This window comes from Arcanobacterium sp. (ex Cirak et al. 2026), assembly GCF_053585065.1.
Map to the genome: position 1 here is coordinate 51,830 of NZ_JBQJCE010000006.1, position 18,655 is coordinate 70,484.

19 protein-coding genes are annotated in these 18,655 nt (G+C 53.3%); 3 read left to right on the top strand and 16 right to left on the bottom strand.

The window, feature by feature from the left end; genetic code table 11:
• Positions 1 to 399 precede the first annotated feature (399 nt).
• The 3 genes from ACTOVJ_RS04490 (at position 400) to ACTOVJ_RS04500 (ending at position 1,813) form a co-directional block, all read left to right on the top strand.
• Complete coding sequence (locus ACTOVJ_RS04490) at positions 400 to 804, top strand: Fur family transcriptional regulator (protein WP_449502243.1); 405 nt, start codon at positions 400 to 402, stop codon at positions 802 to 804.
• 129 nt (positions 805 to 933) lie between these two features.
• Positions 934 to 1,515 carry a DedA family protein gene (locus ACTOVJ_RS04495; protein WP_449502244.1) on the top strand — a complete coding sequence of 194 codons (582 nt, stop codon included), beginning with the start codon at positions 934 to 936 and terminating at the stop codon, positions 1,513 to 1,515.
• A gap of 73 nt (positions 1,516 to 1,588) precedes the next feature.
• Entirely contained in the window at positions 1,589 to 1,813 is a 225-nt protein-coding gene (locus tag ACTOVJ_RS04500) for an RNA-binding S4 domain-containing protein (protein ID WP_449502245.1), read from the top strand.
• A gap of 57 nt (positions 1,814 to 1,870) precedes the next feature.
• Here the strand turns inward: ACTOVJ_RS04500 and dnaE are convergent, their stop codons facing one another.
• The 16 genes from dnaE to mraY all read right to left on the bottom strand — a co-directional run bounded on the left by dnaE (position 1,871) and on the right by mraY (position 18,652).
• Positions 1,871 to 5,419 (bottom strand): DNA polymerase III subunit alpha, encoded by a 3,549-nt coding sequence (gene dnaE / locus ACTOVJ_RS04505; RefSeq protein ID WP_449504636.1) that lies wholly within the window; start codon positions 5,417 to 5,419, stop codon positions 1,871 to 1,873.
• Positions 5,420 to 5,490: 71 nt separating this feature from the next.
• Entirely contained in the window at positions 5,491 to 5,943 is a 453-nt protein-coding gene (locus ACTOVJ_RS04510) for a GNAT family N-acetyltransferase (protein WP_449502859.1), read from the bottom strand.
• Between the two features lie 63 nt (positions 5,944 to 6,006).
• Positions 6,007 to 6,462, bottom strand: coding sequence for a GNAT family N-acetyltransferase (locus ACTOVJ_RS04515; protein ID WP_449502248.1), 456 nt, complete (start codon positions 6,460 to 6,462; stop codon positions 6,007 to 6,009).
• Entirely contained in the window at positions 6,459 to 7,379 is a 921-nt protein-coding gene (locus ACTOVJ_RS04520; protein ID WP_449502249.1) for an RluA family pseudouridine synthase, read from the bottom strand. Before ACTOVJ_RS04520 ends, ACTOVJ_RS04515 begins: the two co-directional genes overlap by 4 nt.
• Positions 7,376 to 7,858, bottom strand: a complete 483-nt coding sequence (lspA, locus tag ACTOVJ_RS04525; RefSeq protein WP_449502250.1) for a signal peptidase II — start codon at positions 7,856 to 7,858, stop codon at positions 7,376 to 7,378. The genes ACTOVJ_RS04520 and lspA overlap by 4 nt, the downstream gene beginning before the upstream one ends.
• 67 nt (positions 7,859 to 7,925) lie before the next feature.
• Positions 7,926 to 8,504, bottom strand: a complete 579-nt coding sequence (locus ACTOVJ_RS04530) for a DivIVA domain-containing protein (protein WP_449502251.1) — start codon at positions 8,502 to 8,504, stop codon at positions 7,926 to 7,928.
• Positions 8,505 to 8,634: 130 nt separating this feature from the next.
• Positions 8,635 to 8,922, bottom strand: a complete 288-nt coding sequence (locus ACTOVJ_RS04535) for a YggT family protein (RefSeq protein WP_449502252.1) — start codon at positions 8,920 to 8,922, stop codon at positions 8,635 to 8,637.
• On the bottom strand, positions 8,922 to 9,320 hold the full coding sequence (locus ACTOVJ_RS04540; RefSeq protein ID WP_449502860.1) for a cell division protein SepF: 399 nt from the start codon (positions 9,318 to 9,320) through the stop codon (positions 8,922 to 8,924). Before ACTOVJ_RS04540 ends, ACTOVJ_RS04535 begins: the two co-directional genes overlap by 1 nt.
• A 31-nt stretch (positions 9,321 to 9,351) precedes the next feature.
• A complete protein-coding gene (locus ACTOVJ_RS04545; RefSeq protein ID WP_449504089.1) occupies positions 9,352 to 10,134 on the bottom strand; it encodes a purine nucleoside phosphorylase YfiH/LACC1 family protein in 783 nt (260 codons plus the stop codon).
• A 78-nt stretch (positions 10,135 to 10,212) separates the two neighbouring features.
• Entirely contained in the window at positions 10,213 to 11,361 is a 1,149-nt protein-coding gene (gene ftsZ / locus ACTOVJ_RS04550) for a cell division protein FtsZ (RefSeq protein ID WP_449502255.1), read from the bottom strand.
• Between the two features lie 123 nt (positions 11,362 to 11,484).
• Positions 11,485 to 12,456 (bottom strand): cell division protein FtsQ/DivIB, encoded by a 972-nt coding sequence (locus ACTOVJ_RS04555; protein ID WP_449504090.1) that lies wholly within the window; start codon positions 12,454 to 12,456, stop codon positions 11,485 to 11,487.
• Entirely contained in the window at positions 12,453 to 13,808 is a 1,356-nt protein-coding gene (gene murC / locus ACTOVJ_RS04560; RefSeq protein ID WP_449504637.1) for a UDP-N-acetylmuramate--L-alanine ligase, read from the bottom strand. The genes ACTOVJ_RS04555 and murC overlap by 4 nt, the downstream gene beginning before the upstream one ends.
• Entirely contained in the window at positions 13,805 to 14,902 is a 1,098-nt protein-coding gene (gene murG, locus ACTOVJ_RS04565) for an undecaprenyldiphospho-muramoylpentapeptide beta-N-acetylglucosaminyltransferase (RefSeq protein ID WP_449502258.1), read from the bottom strand. Before murG ends, murC begins: the two co-directional genes overlap by 4 nt.
• Complete coding sequence (locus ACTOVJ_RS04570) at positions 14,899 to 16,122, bottom strand: FtsW/RodA/SpoVE family cell cycle protein (RefSeq protein ID WP_449502259.1); 1,224 nt, start codon at positions 16,120 to 16,122, stop codon at positions 14,899 to 14,901. Before ACTOVJ_RS04570 ends, murG begins: the two co-directional genes overlap by 4 nt.
• Positions 16,119 to 17,585, bottom strand: a complete 1,467-nt coding sequence (gene murD, locus ACTOVJ_RS04575; protein WP_449502260.1) for a UDP-N-acetylmuramoyl-L-alanine--D-glutamate ligase — start codon at positions 17,583 to 17,585, stop codon at positions 16,119 to 16,121. The genes ACTOVJ_RS04570 and murD overlap by 4 nt, the downstream gene beginning before the upstream one ends.
• Entirely contained in the window at positions 17,567 to 18,652 is a 1,086-nt protein-coding gene (mraY, locus tag ACTOVJ_RS04580; RefSeq protein ID WP_449502866.1) for a phospho-N-acetylmuramoyl-pentapeptide-transferase, read from the bottom strand. The genes murD and mraY overlap by 19 nt, the downstream gene beginning before the upstream one ends.
• Between the last annotated feature and the right edge of the window lie 3 nt (positions 18,653 to 18,655).

Sequence of the window (18,655 nt, forward strand, 5' to 3'; positions counted from 1 at the left end):
GCATCTGGATGATGCAGTGGCGGACCTTTGCCGCATCGCCGGATAGCCGACGTACGCCACTATTATATGGCCACCCAGTGTATTTGTTCCTCTCACCGGCGGCATGTTGTATCCACCATATAAGCGCACCTTGCTGGGCACGAAGCGATAAGCGATGTCTGCCCCCCCTAGGGGCGTCAGTGTAGCGTGAGAGTAAAAGCGCTACACCAGCCTCAATACTCATCGCCCTTGGTTTAATTTCGACACTCCATGAATCAGCTGCCTATTACTCCTTTTGCTCGCGCCACCCCTCAATTCCAATCATTCTCTACAGCGTCGTCGCGCCAATCTGCCCTCTTGCATCGTGTCTTTTCACGCGTAATATTGCTCTCAGTACATCCCCGGAGTGAAAGAGAGAATATGGTTCAGCGAATGACGCGCCAACGCACGGCGATCACTGACCTGATGAAAGGGACGAACGCATTCAAGTCCGCTCAGGAGATTCATGACATGCTTGCGGCAGAAGGTTCTGCGATCGGCCTTGCGACAGTCTATCGCAACCTCCAGACCATGGCTGAGAGCGGTCTGGTGGATGTGATTCGCCCGGGCGACTCTGAGACTGCATACTACCGTTACTGCGCTGACGATCATCACCACCACCATCTCATCTGCCGCCGATGCAGCACAACGGTTGAACTCAAGACAGATATGCTCGAATCATGGGCAGACAAAGTTGCCGCTGAACATGGCTTTACCCAGACCAGCCACTCGCTCGAAGTCTGGGGTTTGTGTTCGACCTGTTCCGGAAAACTAGCAAACGCATGATGAGAAAATAGCAACGATACTACCTCGGTTAGTCTCCACTTTCCCTAAAAGTCAACAAAATCCATATACGAAAGCCTGCCATGACCTATATGGTAGGCTTTTTGTCCGACATGCGTTAACATCGGGAACATGCTCGATGTGCTCAAAGACTTCCTCAATCGCGGCCCGATTGTCTGGGTCTTTCTTTTCCTCTTTGTCGGTGCCTCTTTGCGTGCCCACGCGACATACGCGATTGGACGCCTGACGCGGCACCTCGTGATTGCCTCTGATCATGCGCCACGTGGATGGCGAGGAAGCTTATGGCGCACATCCCACTCCCCCTCGGTGTCCAAAGGCATGGACTTTCTGCGCCGACGCGGGTGGCCGGCAATCCCTCTTGGATTCCTCACTGTCGGTTTTCAATCTGCCATTATGTTCTCCGCCGGCATCGTTGGCACGAGTTGGGGTTTCTTCGCTCTTGCTGTTGTCCCGGGTGCGCTCATGTGGGCCACTATTTACTCCACCATCGGTTGGGCCGCCTGGCAAACAGTTGTCCTAGCCATTGCTGCAAACCCGATCGCCCTGATAGCTGGGTTTTTCGCTTTAGCGACAGGGGCTTACGCCATCTACCGCAAACGTCAGATTACCGATAAGATTCTTGACGATTCGACTGACATCACCATCGCGACTCCTGCTGAAGAACTGGCCACTACTCACACGCTTACCCGCTAACATTCTCACGCCACGATCGGATACATATTCTCCAGACTTGGCATGTTCACCGATGGAGCACCAGAATGAACACATGGAAACTTTCCCGGTAAAGCTCCCGATCGAGCTAGGTCAATTCATCAAACTTGCAGGACTCACCGAAACTGGTGGTCAGGCTACCGAAGCGATTTCTTCCGGAGCCTTTAGTGTGAACGGCAACGTCGAAACGCGGCGCCGCCACAAACTTGCCGAAGGCGACGTCGTCTCCGCCACAACGTTGGACGGCGAAGTTGTGACTCTTCGCGTGGGATCACGTTAGAGAACATGAAATTGTTGAAAGATGGGCACGGATTCTCCCGTGCCCATCTTTCATTCATTAGCCTCGCATAATCGAGCTACGTCCGAGAAGGACTTGCAGATCCGCATACAATGACGGATCTGGGCTCACATCGAATGATGAACCAAGCTGAATAATTGTGGTGCGATCAATTCTGCGCACGTGCACACGAACAGGAGCATTGCCCGGATAGCGCTTGAGCACGCTTCCCAAACGATCAACGAGCTCTGCTGTGAGCATCGATTCAGCAATCTTGAGTTCGATTGGTGCATTCGCATCCAAGTCCCCTGGAGCGGGAATCTTCATCTCACGTGCGTTGAGCTGCAGGGCGCCGTCTCGTACCGATGTGCGGGCCGTCAGCTGAACGACTTGATCCACACGAAGCATCGAAGAGACTTGCTGATAGGTCGCAGGGAAGAAATTGACTTCAATCGAGCCAGTGAGATCCTCAATGATCGCAGTTGCCCACGTCTTGCCATTTTTCTTCGAGATCCGCGTATGGACGCCAGTGATCAGGCCAGCAATCGTCACCTGCTCACTGTCAGCAATGCCTTCATCCGAAACTAGACCCACCACTGTATGATCCGCTGAGCGATTCAAATAGGCTTCCATCCCCGATAATGGATGATCGGAAACATACAAGCCCAACATTTCCTTCTCAAAGTTGAGTTTTTCTTTCTTCGGCCACTCCGGCAAATTCGGAACCTCGACCGTAAATCCGCCCCCAATCTGCGAGGCTTGAGCACCACCGAGGCCAGCAAAAAGATCAAACTGCCCTGCCGCTTCGTTTTTCTTCAGACTCGAGACAGCATCCACGGCTTCGTCGACAATCGTCAACAGCGGGCGACGGTCAATCCCCAGAGAATCGAATGCGCCAGCTTTAACCAGGCACTCTAGTGCCTTCTTATTGCATACGCCCTGCGGAATTTTGTCGAGGAAATCCTGGAACGATGTGTAGTGTCCCTTTTCTTCACGTGCACTAATAATGCCCTCAACTACCTGCGTTCCCACACTGCGAACCGAGCCCAGCCCAACGCGAATTTCTTCACCAACAGCCGAGTAGTCCCCCATAGACTCGTTGACATCAGGGACGTTGACCTTGATCCCCATACGTCGACATTCAGACAGGTAGGTAGCAACTTTCGCTTTGTTCGATGCATTCGATGTCAACAACGCCGCCATGAATTCTACTGGATAGTGCGCCTTGAGATATGCGGTTTGGTAGGACACCAAACCGTAAGCTTCCGAGTGCGACTTATTAAACGCGTAGGACGAGAATGGCACGAGAATTTCCCACAGAGTGTCGATACATTCCTTGGAGTACCCGTTGTCCAACATACCTTGGGAGAAACCAGCAAACTGTTGCTGAAGAACTTCGGCCTTCTTTTTCCCCATAGCCTTGCGCAGAACGTCTGCTTGTCCAAGAGAAAAGCCAGCAACTTTCTGCGCAATTCGCATCACCTGCTCTTGGAAAACAATCAAACCGTGAGTGGGCCCGAGAATCTCTTCAAGGGGCTCAGCCAACTCTGGGTGAATCGGTGTCTTTTCCTGAAGCCCATTCTTACGAAGCGCGTAGTTTGTATGGGAATTCGCACCCATTGGCCCCGGACGATACAGTGCAGATACCGCGGAAATATCTGCGAAGGTATCGATCTTCATCTGTTTGAGAAGAGTACGCATTCCGCCACCATCGAGCTGGAAGATGCCGAGGGTCTCGGCACGAGCAAGCATTTCGAAAGTTGTTTTGTCATCAAGCGGAATCGCGTCAATATCGGGCGCTTCTTTACCATTATTGCGAATATTTTCCAGCGCTTTGTTGATCACAGTGAGGTTGGATAATCCCAGGAAGTCCATCTTGACCAGGCCGAGTTCCTCACATTGCGGATATTCGAACTGGGTCAGCACCGCATCATCTGCCGCACGCTTCATCATCGGGATCACATCAGTCAACGGATCGGAGGACATAATCACCGCACAGGCGTGCACGCCTGTCTGTCGAACAAGTCCTTCCAAGCCCTTTGCTAATTCGAACACGTTTTGTGCATCTGGATCATTGTCCACCGTCTCGCGAAACTCGACAGCTTCGGCGTATCGCGGGTGCTTAGGATCGTAAATCGAATTCACCGGGATGTCTTTGCCCATCACGCCAGGAGGCATCGCCTTCGTTAAACGATCACCCATCTCGTAGGGGTATCCTAAGACGCGCGAAGAATCCTTCAGTGATTGCTTGGCCTTGATCGTTCCAAAAGTCACCACCTGAGAAACTTTGTCTTTGCCATACTTATCTTCGACGTACTTGATGACTTCCTCGCGACGCTGATCGTCGAAATCTACGTCGATATCGGGCATCGAAATTCGCTCAGGATTCAAGAATCTCTCGAAGAGGAGATCATGTTTGATTGGATCGAGCTGAGTAATTCCCAGAACATAGGCCACCATTGAGCCTGCGCCTGAACCACGACCCGGACCGACGCGGATACCGTGCTCGCGTGCCCAGCGAATGTAATCCGACACCACCAAGAAGTAACCGGGATAACGCATCTGGAGAATAACTTGCGATTCGTAATCGACACGAGCACGAACGTCGTCGGGAATATGTTCTCCGTAACGCCAGTGCAATCCGTTCTCGACTTCCTTCACGAACCACGTGAACTCATCTTCGCCTTCCGGTACGGGGAATGCCGGCATATAGTTGGCGCCATCGTCAGTGGTACGGAAGGAAACATGACAACGTTCAGCGATCCACAAGGTGTTTTCAATTGCACCAGGAATTTCCCCAAAGAGCTTATTCATTTCAGCAGTCGAGCGCAGATAGTACCCTGAACCGTCGAACTTGAATCGGTCAGGATCCATCAAGGTTGATCCTGAATTGATACACAGCATCGCATCCTGGATTCGCGCATCTTCCTGGCGTACGTAGTGCGAATCGTTCGTGGCAATGATCGGAGCTCCGATCGAATGTGCTAATTCAAGAAGATCTTTTTGGACGCGTCGCTCAATCTCAATACCGTGATCCATAATCTCGACAAAAAAGTTGTCCTTGCCAAAGATATCTTGGAATTCGCCGGCAGCTTTGTACGCTTCTTCCTTTTGTCCCAGACGCAAACGCGTCTGGATCTCCCCCGAGGGACAACCAGCCGTACCGATAATTCCGTCATGGTAGCGTTCAAGAAGATCACGATCCATACGTGGCCATTTACCCATCAGTCCCTCGGTAGCGGCAAGTGAATTGAGCCGGAAGAGGTTGTGAAGGCCGGCGTTGTTTTCCGCCAAAAGTGTCATGTGCGTATAAGCACCACGTGCAGAGACATCGTCGGCTCGTTGTGCCTCGGTTCCCCACTGCACGCGTGTCTTATCAAAACGCGATGTCCCCGGAGTCATATACGCTTCGACGCCAATAATTGGTTTAATTCCTGCAGCTGTCGCTGTCTTGTAGAACTCATACGCGCCGAACATGTAGCCGTGATCAGTAATGGCAACTGCACTTTGCCCCTGCGCTTTGACCTCGGCAACCAGTTTCTTGATTTTCGCGGCGCCATCAAGCAACGAGTAATCAGTATGTACATGAAGATGAGCAAAATCGGCCATGAAGACAGCTTACTTTTTCTCCTTAGGTTCGTCTGCGAGGAACACCACGCTGATCTGCTGATCGACCGGTTTTAGTGTGAGATTTCCACACCCAACTTCATATCTTGGTGAGGAATTCCTGCATCCAGATATGAGTGCCCATCTACAACTTCATATCCAAGAGATGCATAGAAGCCCATCGCCTGCTCCTGAGCTGACAGAAGGATCTCAGCTTTTCCCCCTGAGCGCTCGGCTGCAGTTCGCGCAAGATACTCCATGAGTTCACGGCCGACGCCGGTACCGCGTGCTTCGCTGCGCACGGCCACTCTGCCGATATGGTAACGTCCCGGGCCATCCGTGAGAAGCCGAGCCGTCCCAACGTCAGTGCCATCAACAACTGCCAGAATATGGAGTGTGTTCTCAGCCAGGTCAAGCTCATCAATCTCTTCTTCAACCGGAACCTGTTGCTCGCCGACAAACACATCAAATCGGATATCCCAGGCGCGTTTGAGCTCAGCCTGAGTACGAACTTCGACAATCTGCATGAGGTTTTGTCCTCCCGATGAGAAGAATCGGCTCCGAAGAGCCGATTCCAGCTGTGTCATATTTCAGGCAGTGAGGGTCTGCTCCATCTCAAAATGTTTAATGCCCACGTATTCGTACCCGCCCTCAGCACGGGTATAGCCGAGAGTCTCATAGAACGGAACCGCATGCTCCTGTGCTGCGAGAACAATGTGAACCTGGCCGTCCACCGCGTAATCCTCCAAGGCAATCTTTGCGACGCCTGTCATCAGCTCCTTACCGACGCCGTCACCACGTACGTGGGACGACACAGCCACTCGAGTGATTCTTACACGCCCGGGCTCTTCGAAAATGATACGAGCCGTGGCAAGATCTTCTCCCTCGTCGGACACTGCAATGACGTGAGTAGTGCGCGGATCGTGGTCAAACTGATCCACTTCTTCTTCCACTGGCCAATTCTGCTCATCAACAAAAACGTCGTGGCGAATCACCCAGGTGCGACGCAATCCAACGATGTCGTCTTTCACGCGCTCAATCTTCATAGCAGTCCCTCTCTCATCATGTCTAATGCGTGTTGCAGATCCGCGGGATATTGAGATGTCACTTCCATATATTGCCCCGTGATCGGATGCGCAAAGCCCAACCGTACCGCATGGAGCCACTGGCGCGTAAGCCCCAGCCGCTGCCCCAGCGCCATATCAGCACCGTACATCTCATCACCGACACAGGGATGCTTGATCGCACTCATATGCACCCGGATCTGATGAGTTCGCCCGGTTTCTAAGTGAACTTCAACCAATGTAGCGCCTGCCATCGCTTCAAGAGTGTCGTAGTGAGTAACAGCGCGCTTGCCATCCTCACGAATCCCCATCTTCCACTGATGGCGAAAATCGCGTCCGATGGGTGCCTCAATCGTTCCCGATAGGGGATCCGGATGGCCTTGAACAAGGGCATGATAGATCTTTGTCACTGTGCGCTCTTTAAAAGCGCGTTTCAGCACCGTGTAGGCGCGCTCAGATTTCGCTACCACCATCGCGCCTGTGGTACCGACATCGAGACGATGAACGATTCCTTTGCGCTCAGGAGGCCCAGAGGTCGTCAAGGTGATTCCTGCCCCCAGAAGCGCACCAAGAACATTGGGGCCTTCGAAATTTAACGACGCATGTGCTGCCACTCCAACCGGCTTATCAACCACCACAATATCCGCATCTTCGTAGAGCAAGTGCAGATTGTCGATTGGCGTAGGCTGTGGTTGCAACGACGGTGGTGGTGGGAGCTCAGCGCAGATCAGGGCACCTTGGGTGACACGTTCAGATTTCCCAACGATGCAACCATTGACTTCCACTTTCCCACTCGCTACAAGCTCTGCGGCTTTGGAACGGGATAGGCCTGTCAACGACGCAAGCACTGTGTCAATACGATTGCCATCGAAACCCGGAGGAACAAGATAGGTGCTCACTTTTCGCCCCCTTGACGGGCGTCCTCCCGCCCAAGCATGACAATCAACATGACCACAGCAACAACCAGAACAATATCGGCAAAATTGCCGATGAAAAGATTTCCGTATTTGATGAAATCGACAACATGTCCCTGGGGAAAACCTGGCGCTCGGAAAAGGCGATCAATGAGGTTGCCTAGCGCTCCAGCCCAAATTGCGGCGACGGCGAGTTTGATCGACATTGGCGTGTTTCTCCACACCACTACTGGCAGCACAAGAACCGCGACCGTAGCAAGAAGAGTGAAAATCCACGTATGCCCGTTGAGGAAAGAAAAAGCCGCTCCAGAGTTAAAAATCAGCTTCAACCCGAGAGTGTCACCCAAGAGCATCACAGTATGGCCGTCACTCAGAGCACTGAGCGCCCACTGCTTGGTAGCGAAATCGATGACCACCAAAATAACGCCCACAAACATTGCGACAAGAAAGTTACGGAGTTTCACTCCACTAGGGTACTACAAGGGGGAGGCGACCAGTAGTCTCCTCCCCCTCATCAGGTTAATGACTCGATTACTTCTGCTCAGACTTCGAATCCACATTTGCAAGAAGAGACTCGAGGTAGCTCTTGAGACGAGTACGGTAATCGCGCTCGAACTCACGAAGCTCAGCAATCTTCCGTTCGAGAACGGAACGCTCCTCTTCGAGCTTCGTCAGAGTGCGATTGTGCACTTCTTCTGCTTCGGTGATAATGCGGGTCTTCTCAGCTTCAGCTTCAGACACGATGCGCTCTGATTCGGCCTTGCCGTTTGCCACGTATTCATCGTGAAGACGTTGCGCGAGCGACAGCATTCCCGTCGCACTCTGTGCTTCATTGACATTCGGTGCCGATGCGAGAGCAGCAGTTGAAGTAGCGTCAGTTGCCGGAGCTGAAGTGGCCTGGGCTCCCTGGTTCTCGAGCTCAGTCACGCGAGCTTGAGCAGCCTGCAGCTCAGCCTTGAGCTTTTCGTTGTCCTCGCGGTACTTGGTGATCGAGTATGCAACCTCATCAAGGAAGAAATCTACCTCGTCCTGGTCATAGCCCTCTTCGACGCGCTGGGGCTCCTTAAAGCGCATGTTCACAACGTCAGTCTCAGTGAGAAGCTGTGCCATTGGTTTTCACCTCGTCGGTCTCAAAATAACGTGCGTTACGTGGATTAGACTACCCGACCACGAGTGAGCGCGCAGAATTTCCACCTTCATTACGACTTAGGTTTATCACATTTCGGTAACAGTGCGAAAGTTAAAAAACCCAAAAAACAATACGGGCAAGAACCTGTAACCCGAAGAAGAGGACAAGAAAGCCCATGTCAAAGGCAATTGCGCCGAAACGCAGTGGTGGAATGTAACGCCCGAGAAACCTCAGGGGAGGATCTGTTACTCGATACACAGCGTTCGCCATAACCATGAGCACTCCGGTTGGAGTCCAGTCACGAGCGAGCATACCCACCAAATCGAGTACCACGCGGGCGATTAACACCCACAGGTAGATTTGTATTGCCCAGAAAAGTAAATATCCAATTAAAGCCATCAGGAGAAATCGTGAGTGTTGTCGTCACCACGTGAATCAAGCTTCACTTCATGTGGTGTCAGGAGAAAAACATCTTCAGAAATACGTGAGAACTGCCCGGCCAAGCCAAAACACAATCCAAGCGCGAAATCGACGATACGAGCGCGTTCAGCATCGGCAGCATCGGAGAGGTTCAAAATCACCGGGAGTCCGTTTCGGAATTCGACAGCAAAGTCCTTCACGTCACGGTAAGACGAGACCCACACAGTGACAATGCGCGCGATGTCATTCGTCGCTACAGGGTGAAGCTGAGCAACGTCGGAGTCGTCAAAGTACTCCTCCTCGTCGTAAAACTCCTCGTCATCGTATAGATCGTCAGTCGGAGCAGCTTTTGCGCCGAGTCGATCGAGAAATCCCATGGTGTCCTCCCTAAAGTTTGCTACCGCTAACCTATGACAGCCGCAGCGACTCTTCGTGGAAGCAACCTGGGTGTGTTGCCACTTCAACGATTCCAGCAAATCGGCCTGCTGGTTTTCCAAGTGCGCCCGACCGCCGATGTGAAAAATAAAGCTCAGATTCTCGGGTGCAGTAGCTACTGACATCAAGTTCCATACCGAGTTGGTCAGCGAGCCCGGCAGCGAGGTCAAGTGCAGGAGTACCCCAACTGGTCTGCGAAATCGCATGGGGAAAGCGCGCGCCGACGGCAGACATCATATCGACAGGAACTTCGTAGCATCGTCCACAGATATGTGGTCCCACAATGGCACGAAACGCCGACGCCGCGGTACCACGTTCACACATAGCATCACGAACTTTCAGCGCAATTTCTTTTTCTAAGCCGGCTCGCCCAACGTGCACCACAGCAGCGCGAGTGCCAGTAACATCGAGGAGGAGTAGCGGAAGACAATCAGCAACCATCACTGCTGCCGCTTGTCCGCGTTCAATGATAACCGCGTCAGCATCACCCACAGTGAGAACGCCATTGATGTCTGCGGCCTGCGACGCACACCGGTAGATATCGGAATGGATCTGGTTCATCCAGACGATAGGCTCAGTAAATTCTCGCCCAACGATCTGCCGATTGAGAGCAACAGCTTCTGCGTTGTCACCCACATGCTGACCAAGATTCAGCTCCCCGTATTCGCCGGTCGATACTCCCCCACGCCGGGTAGTAAATCCATAGGTAATTATCCCCTGTTCACCACGCATACTGTGCAATTCCATGGCACCCATGCCGTTATTTTACGGCGACATAAGTACTGCGGGCCTGGAGAACCAGACCCGCAGCGGACAAGAAATCACGAAAGTCGATCACTCATCGAACAAGAAGGGTGGAATATCGAGATCTGGACGCTTATGCTCTGGCTCCGGTGCAGGAGCAGGCTCAGCGATCACTGGACGAGTGATCACAGGCTCGGCGATGACGGGTGCTGCTGGTGCAGGTGTGGAAGGAGCCGGAACCTCAAGGCGAACCGATCCTGGGGTACGTTTCTCTTCTGCAGGCGCAAGGTAATCAGTTTCCTCATCAAAACCAGCAGCAATCACGGTCACAATGACTTCGTCACCAAGAGAATCGTCAATGATCTGACCGACAATGATATTTGCTGACGGATCCACAGCTTCCTTGACAAGCTGAGCCGCTGCCGCCTGCTCCTTGATGCCGAAATCCTTCGGGGTGGTGAATGCAAGAAGAACTCCATGTGCACCATCAATCTTCGCCTCAAGCAACGGCGAAGAAATAGCGTTTTCGGTTGCGCGCAGTGCACGGTCAGGCCCGGAGGCTGAACCGATGCCCATGAGCGCGGTGCCCGCGTCCTTCATAATCGCCTTAACATCGGCAAAGTCAAGGTTGATTTCACCAGATTGAGTAATGAGGTCAGAGATACCTTTGACGCCGTTACGCAGTACCTCATCAGCAAGGCGGTACGCTTCGATCACGGAGATGTCATCGTCGGAAATTTCGAGCAGTCGGTCATTAGGAATGACAATGAGCGTATCGACTGACGCACGCAACTCCTTGATTCCCTCTGTCGCGTTATTCGAACGCTGAAGACCTTCGTAGGAGAATGGGCGGGTGACAACGCCGACGGTGAGTGCACCGAGATCACGAGCGGCTTTTGCAACGACCGGAGCTGCACCAGTGCCGGTTCCTCCACCTTCACCTGCAGTCACGAAGACCATGTCAGCGCCTTCGAGCGACTGCTCAATCAAATCTTTGTTCTCTTCGGCACTGCGACGGCCAACAGAGGGATCAGCTCCAGCTCCCAAACCGTGAGAGACATCGCGTCCGATATCGAGTTTGATCTCAGCTTCAGACTTCACCAGTGACTGGTTATCCGTATTCACTGCGATGAACTCAACGCCGGCAAGCCCATCTTGAATCATGCGATCAACGGCATTGACGCCACCACCACCGACACCCACAACTTTGATGGTTGCGTTATTGTCCAGAGAGTACATTGCTCTTCCTTTCGAAACTTCAAGTAGAACTTGAAGGATTTCTTGTCCAATCTCGCGCAAAAGATAGAGGCCAAATTGCCTCCTCGCAACGACATACTGGGCGTGTTACGAAATTGATCGACTCTACTTGGTCACGGGTGACGAAGGCGACGACACATCAATTTGTGATGCGCCTGTTTGGATCAGAGAGATCACAATTTTTCCCTTGAGGGCGTTTTCCGAGGCATCACCCCAATAGACCGTCTTCGAGCCATTGAGTTCCATAGAAACCAGACCGGCGTCACTGATATCAATCCCTTTGACTTGCCCAAGAAGTTTGGGAGGCAAAGCAGCAAGCACCGAAATCCCCAGCCGAGTATTGGCTTGAGCCTTCTGGGATGATCCGGACGCTTTGAGAATAGGCAACCCTCTCTTCATCTTGGCGCTCGCTTCCATTGCGCGCCCCTTCTCGGTCACTGCCGTGCAGTTTTGGGCATCTCCCATACACGCCACCGGGCGTGCAGCACGCGCCGAAATCACTAGCGTTCGTGGGAACTGACGATCAATGGTGATAGTGGAAGCTTCAGGAATGTCGTCCAGAAGTTGTTTCTCCACGGCATCAACATCCATTGTCAAAAGCAACGTCCCCTCAAGCGAGCGTGCCGCCTTCTCAATCTTTGCTTTGGTCAAAGCACCAGGCGCCCCGACAATCGTGACATCAGAAGCGTGATAACGGTAGCGCAACAGAGAAGAACCAAAGACTACCCAGGCAATTATACCCAGGCACGCCAACACACTGATTAAAATACCAAGACGGCGCGCAAAGGAGCGCTGGCGCTCCCGACGTCGTTCCGCCCTCCTCAGCGATAACTCGTCACCACTCGGATGACGCAGGCGGTCAATCGCTCCTGCGAACCAGTACAGAGATAAACGCCGACGAGGTTTGGATTTCGCGACAGAGACTAATTCGCTGTCAACCGGTAAGCCCCTACGTGCGGTTGAGTCCTCACGTGAACGTCGTGTGACACGCGGTGGCGAGACTTCCTGATGGGAGCGTTCCCCCACAGGCTTCTGCTCAAGGGCACGAGGCTTTTTCGGCCTCGACGGCGGTCTCATCGCTGCTCCAAATCGGCGAGGATCACATCCCCCATCGTGGTGACCGAGCCAGCACCCATCGTCAGGATGAGGTCGCCAGTACGCGCTTGGGATGAAATAAAGTGAGTCGCTTCAACCATGTCCGCAATAAACTGGGCCGAAGGAAGATGACGCACGATGACATCTGCTTCGTCGCCGTCGTCGGGAACCTCGCGGGCAGCATAGACAGCTGTCACGACAACAACGTCTGCGTGGCTAAGAGCTTGAGCAAAACGGTCAGCAAAGTTGCGTGTCCGTGAATATAGGTGTGGTTGGAAGAGAACAAGAACACGTCCATCCGTTACTGTACGAGCAGTGGCAAGTGTGGCCTCCACTTCAGTCGGATGGTGAGCGTAGTCGTCAACCACACGGATACCGTCAACCTCACCGCGCAGTTCAAAGCGCCGACCCGTGCCATGAAAAGCTCCGAGCGCCTGCACCATTGCTCCAGGCTCGATTCCAAGTTCGACACCCGCTGCCCATACCGCAGCAGCATTGAGGAGATTGTGCGCGCCAGCAACTGCCAGCGATACCGGATAGCTCTTTCCTGCAAATTCGAAGACACCACTAGCCATTCCATCGGAAGTTTCGACGTCGACGACCTTCACGTGATTCTCCGCACCCTGCGAACGTCCGTAAGTCACCACCCGAATTCCATCCATCTGCGCTGCCTGAGCAAGCCGTAAGGATCCGTCATTGTCAGCGCACGCCACAAGCAATCCACCAGAAACAATTGTGTGAGCAAACTCTGCGAAGGCCTCTTCAAATGCTTCTTGAGTGCCATAGTGGTCAAGATGATCTGGCTCCACATTCGTGACAATCGCCACCCGTGGCGAATAATTCAAGAATGAGCCATCTGACTCATCTGCCTCTGCCACGAGCATCGTTCCTGTGCCGAGATATCCACCTGGTTCCCCTCCAGCAAGGGTAGATCCGACAGCTCGCGATGGATCACACCCCAATTCTGCCAAAGCGCTTGCCAGCATCCCCGACGTCGTCGTCTTGCCATGAGCTCCTGCTACCGCAATGAAATCACGATCGCCCGCAGCCAATGCAAGCGCTTGGCTACGATGCAGCACTCGCTGTCCACGTGATCGTGCCACCGCGAGTTCTGGATTCGAATCCTTGATCGCTGAAGACACCACGAGAACAGCATCAGGATCAACGTTTGCGACATCGTGTCCAATAAAAACTGTCGCGCCAGCTGCTTCGAGTGTGCGGGTATTGTCCGACTCGCTGCGATCCGAACCAGACACTTGGGCACCCTGAGCTAACAGCAACTCGCCGACTACGCTCATCCCAGCGCCGCCGATACCAATCAAATGAAATTTCACTTCGCTACTCCCATCGCAATCTGTCCCAGCGCTGCCGCTGCATCCATCGGTGAGACTCCATCAAGTGAGTCCCTCATCTGCGCAAGACGTTGCGCATCGAGCTGTGTGAGAAGTTGGACAAAACGCTCACGATGAAAATCTCGATCACGCACAAGCACTGCTCCCCCCGCGCTGACAACATCGGCTGCATTCTTCTCTTGCTCACCATTGCCGATCGGAAGTGGAACAAAAATCGCAGGAATGTTCAGAGCCGAAAGCTCTGCCACCATCCCCGCGCCCGAACGTGTCAGGACAAGATCAGCTACCGCATACGCATCCTGCATTTCGTTGAGATACTCAAGAACAACGTAATCACTGTCAGAGCCAACTGCCTGACGAACTGCGTCAGCTTTCCCTTTGCCTGTGATATGGAGGACTTGGAAACCACGTTCACGGATCGCGTTTAACGATTCACTCGCGACCTCATTGAGATGAGCGGCTCCAAGTGAACCTCCTGTAATGAGAAGAACCTCGCGCGATGGATCCAACCCAAACTTCGCGATAGCCAACGCTCGGGCTTCGGCGCGATCAGATTCCGCAAGATCTTGGATGACGTGGCGTAACGGCAAACCCACAGTGATCGTTTCTCCGCGTCGGGCAGACAACGGAGTTGAATCAAACGTTAGTGCAACGACGTCAGCGAAACGAGCGCCGAGCTTATTGGCCAGTCCTGGTGAAGCGTTTCCTTCGTGGACAACGATAGGAATTCCGAGTTTTCTAGCAGCGAGGTAGATCGGAGTTGACGCATAACCTCCGAAACCAATAACGACGTCAGCATGACGAGAGCGCAGAAGATGAGTGGCTGAATCAACCGCACGGAGAAACTTCTGTGGGAACATCAGCATTGCTATGCCAGGGCGGCGAGGGAACGGAGCTCGTTCAATGAGTTCGAGTTCAAAACCCGCATGTGGCACGAGCTCTTCTTCGAGTCCCCCGGGAGTTCCAACCGCACAAATACGTGCGCCAAGGTCTTCTTCGATGATCGCGTTCGCAGTAGCAATCAACGGGTTGACGTGACCCGCCGTGCCACCGCCAGCAAGAACATAGGATGTCATCGATTCCTCCTCAGCACAGATGTGGCCTTTGACGCCAGTCGGGGATTGACACGTAGCGATTGGCGCACTCCCGGTACGGCCAGAACAGTACCCGCCACGATCCCGAGCATGACGAGCGAAGCAATCATAGAAGAACCGCCCATCGAGACAAAGGGCAAAGGAACTCCGAAAACTGGCAGCAGGCCGCTCACAACGAACATATTGGCAGTTGCCTGTCCAATAAGCCACAGCGCAGTCCCGCCTGCAACGAATTGAGCATAACGATCCGGATGGAACAAGCAGATCCGCATGAGCGCCCATCCGAGAGCAACGAACAGCGCGATGATCGTCACGCATCCGAGGAAACCCAGTTCTTCTCCAACCACAGCAAAAATGAAGTCGGTATGAGCCTCAGCCAGATCACGCCATTTTTCTTTTCCAGCACCAATCCCCACTCCGGAAACGCCCCCAGAGCCAAATGCGAAGAGGGCGTAATCCGACTGGGTAGGTTCGTGAATATCAGGGAGATCCCAAAAATTTGAGAGAAAATCGGCGATGCGGTTCATGCGCGACGGACGAAATGCCACCATCATTCCTACCAAAAGCCCCCCGGCAATCGCAGGAACAGTGAATACTTTCAGCGTGATACCAGCCATAAACGCCAGCCCAACTGCAATCAGAATAAAAATCAGCCCTGTTCCGACATCACCGCCGAAAAAGACCAATCCGATAGCGATTACAAAGCCGAAAATGGGACGACGAAAGTTGTGCCAATCAGCCATTTCTTTGACTGTACGCTGTGAGAGTTCAACAGCGAGCCAGATAATCAACGCAGCTTTGAGAAACTCCGAGGGTTGGAGAGAAACAGGGCCAACGCGTATCCAGTTTGTGTTTCCTCCAATAGATCGCGAACCGAGCACAAAAACCATTGCCTGAAGGGCAAGCGCACCACCAAAAATTCCGTTCGCTGTCACTTTAATAAGCTGAGCAGGAATGAACTTGGCAATCAACAAGCCAACAACTACTCCTCCTACCGCAAAGGCTGCTTGCTTAATGGCGATTGCGAAGAGTTTCCCTGTCGGATCTGCATCGAGACTGCGGATTGACGAAGGCGCGGTCGCTGAAAACACCATAAACACGCCGATTGCGACAAGGACAGCAGTTGCAGCCATCATGATCATAAGCGATTGAGACATAATGTCACGAATCCGTCGATCACGTATGGTCAAAGAGCTATTCATGAGCGAACCTTCTCAACCGCCTCGCGGAACTTTTCTCCACGATCAGCATAGGATGCGAACTGATCCATCGATGCCGAGGCCGGAGCCATCAGAACTGTCTGACCAGCAGTTGCCCGCTCGCTTGCCCACGCCACAGCGTCATCCATCGGTGTTGACGAATTGGGATCGACATAGTGAACCGGAAACTCCACCCCCGCGAGCGCCTTTTCCCATGGCTGCTGGTCAATGCCAATGACGACGACTCCCGCTAACTTGTTGCGAACAGAGTCGACGAGTGGGGCGAAATGTGCGCCTTTGGCCTGTCCGCCCACGATCCAGATCACTGATCCATCATTCTGGGCGCGAAGAGAAGCGCGAGCTGCATGAGCGTTCGTCGCCTTTGAATCGTCGACATATCGCACGCCGTCAATCGTGGCAACTAATTCAATACGGTGGTGACCGGGCTGATACGAGCGTAGACCACCGCGAATATTCTCCGCAGAGATCCCTATCGCGAGAGCGAGACCAGCGGCCGCCATAGCATCCTTCATCATATGCACTGGCAGGTCGCTGCCTTCAGGTGCGAGATGTTGAATATCGGCGACGGTGAAAATTTCCGCTGCGTGAGTGTAGCGCTGGGGAGTGAACGCACGATCAACGACGACGTCGTCAACCAAACCGATCTGTCCGACAGATGGCACTGCGAGCGTCAGTCCAATCGCTCGGGCACCATCGACGACGTCAGCGTCGTCGACCATCTCTTGTACTTCGTCATCGCCGACAGGATATAGACAAGCGACTTGGGTGCGGTTGTACACATTGGCCTTCGCATCGTGGTATTCGCGACGATTGTTGTGCCATTCAAGATGATCATCGTCGATATTGAGACACACCGACGCTGTTGGCGACATTGAAGACGTCGCTGCCAGCTGGAATGACGACAACTCGAACGCGAAAGCACCCGGGGCATCTGCAGATTCATCACTGACAGCGGTGACCGCCGGATTGCCAACATTTCCTACAGCAACTCCGCGCAGTCCGCCATGCTGGAGAATCGACTCAAGCATCGTGGTTGTCGTTGTTTTTCCGTTTGTGCCTGTAATAGCGAGCCACGGAGCAAATGTTCCATCGGAGCGTTGCGCACGCAAATGCCAGGCAAGCTCGATTTCTGACCAGACAGATACTCCGCTGGCACGAAGAGCAGCCCATTCTGGCCCACTTTGTCGGAACGCCGGCGCGATGACGACAATGTCAGGACGCCAGGCGAGCAAGTGAGCAACCAGAACTTCTCCGTCGGGATCCGAGCCTCCCTCGGCATCAAACATCTCAACGGCTTCGCGTCGCGAGTCCCATACCGACAGCTCTGCCTGCGTATGAGCACGCAACGCCTCAAATGCAGCTTTTCCTGATTTACCAAGGCCAAGAATGCCAATGCGCTTATGCGCGAAATCTGGCGCAGTGGGGATCATTGCTTTGCCAGCCATTCGGTGTAGAACAGACCCAAGCCTGCTGCAACAAACAAAATCTGAATCAGCCAGAAGCGGACCACAATCGTGACCTCTTTCCATCCCTTGAGTTCAAAATGGTGATGCAACGGAGCCATACGAAACACCCGTCGGCCAGTTGCCTTAAACATTCCCACCTGAATAACGTCGGAGAAAACGATGACGACGAAAAGTCCGCCCAAGACGACAGCAAGGATCTGTGTTTGGGTCAAAATCGACACGCCGGCGAAAGCTGCGCCCAAGGCAAGCGATCCCGTATCCCCCATAAAAATCTGGGCCGGAGAGGTGTTGTGCCATAAAAATCCGAGCAGAGCACCCACAAGAGCTGCCGTAAAGATCGCAATATCACGCGGATCACGAACAGAGTAGCATCCGGGAGCCGCCCCGAGAACTGTGTGGCAGGCTTGGTAGGACTGCCAGATCGACACCACGGAATATGCGGTGAAGGCAATAATTGATGCGCCGGTAGCAAGACCATCAAGACCATCGGTCAGATTCACACCGTTAGACCACGCCGTAATAAGGAAATTCCCCCAGATAACGAACAGGATAATCCCAAGGGTGACACCAGCGAACGCCAGGTTCAACGGAGTGGCACGCACAATCGAAATCGCAGTGGAACCAGGGGTGCGCCCCAGATGGTCGTGGAATTGCAAAGCAAGCACAGTGAAAATAATGCCGACGAGACCTTGTCCAACAATTTTCTTCATCGGTGTCAGTCCCAAGGAACGTTCACGCGAAACCTTCGTGAAATCGTCGGCGAATCCTACCAGTCCCATTCCCACTGTCAGAAAAACAAGAAGATAACCCGAGGCGCGCGGAGCACGCCCAGTGAGAAGATTGGCCACAAAGTAGCCCAAGACTGCGGCCACAATGAAGACAACGCCACCCATCGTCGGGGTACCGCGCTTGACTTGGTGCGATGTTGGGCCATCGTCACGAATGAACTGACCGTACTGGCGCTTGTGGAGAAAGCGGATAAACACTGGCGTACCGAACAAGGTCATCACCAAGGAGAATGCAACCGCAATCAAAATCGAAACCATCTG

Coding starts and splice junctions, on each gene's coding strand:
- ACTOVJ_RS04500 (WP_449502245.1), top strand. CDS start 1,589: ATGGAAACTTTCCCGGTAAAGCTCCCGATCGAGCTAGGTCAATTCATC.
- ACTOVJ_RS04570 (WP_449502259.1), bottom strand. CDS start 16,122: ATGAATAGCTCTTTGACCATACGTGATCGACGGATTCGTGACATTATG.
- ACTOVJ_RS04490 (WP_449502243.1), top strand. CDS start 400: ATGGTTCAGCGAATGACGCGCCAACGCACGGCGATCACTGACCTGATG.
- ACTOVJ_RS04545 (WP_449504089.1), bottom strand. CDS start 10,134: ATGGGTGCCATGGAATTGCACAGTATGCGTGGTGAACAGGGGATAATT.
- ACTOVJ_RS04535 (WP_449502252.1), bottom strand. CDS start 8,922: ATGGCTTTAATTGGATATTTACTTTTCTGGGCAATACAAATCTACCTG.
- ACTOVJ_RS04530 (WP_449502251.1), bottom strand. CDS start 8,504: ATGGCACAGCTTCTCACTGAGACTGACGTTGTGAACATGCGCTTTAAG.
- murD (WP_449502260.1), bottom strand. CDS start 17,585: ATGGCTGGCAAAGCAATGATCCCCACTGCGCCAGATTTCGCGCATAAG.
- ftsZ (WP_449502255.1), bottom strand. CDS start 11,361: ATGTACTCTCTGGACAATAACGCAACCATCAAAGTTGTGGGTGTCGGT.
- ACTOVJ_RS04495 (WP_449502244.1), top strand. CDS start 934: ATGCTCGATGTGCTCAAAGACTTCCTCAATCGCGGCCCGATTGTCTGG.
- murG (WP_449502258.1), bottom strand. CDS start 14,902: ATGACATCCTATGTTCTTGCTGGCGGTGGCACGGCGGGTCACGTCAAC.
- ACTOVJ_RS04555 (WP_449504090.1), bottom strand. CDS start 12,456: ATGAGACCGCCGTCGAGGCCGAAAAAGCCTCGTGCCCTTGAGCAGAAG.
- dnaE (WP_449504636.1), bottom strand. CDS start 5,419: ATGGCCGATTTTGCTCATCTTCATGTACATACTGATTACTCGTTGCTT.
- ACTOVJ_RS04515 (WP_449502248.1), bottom strand. CDS start 6,462: ATGAAGATTGAGCGCGTGAAAGACGACATCGTTGGATTGCGTCGCACC.
- ACTOVJ_RS04510 (WP_449502859.1), bottom strand. CDS start 5,943: ATGCAGATTGTCGAAGTTCGTACTCAGGCTGAGCTCAAACGCGCCTGG.
- ACTOVJ_RS04540 (WP_449502860.1), bottom strand. CDS start 9,320: ATGGGATTTCTCGATCGACTCGGCGCAAAAGCTGCTCCGACTGACGAT.
- mraY (WP_449502866.1), bottom strand. CDS start 18,652: ATGGTTTCGATTTTGATTGCGGTTGCATTCTCCTTGGTGATGACCTTG.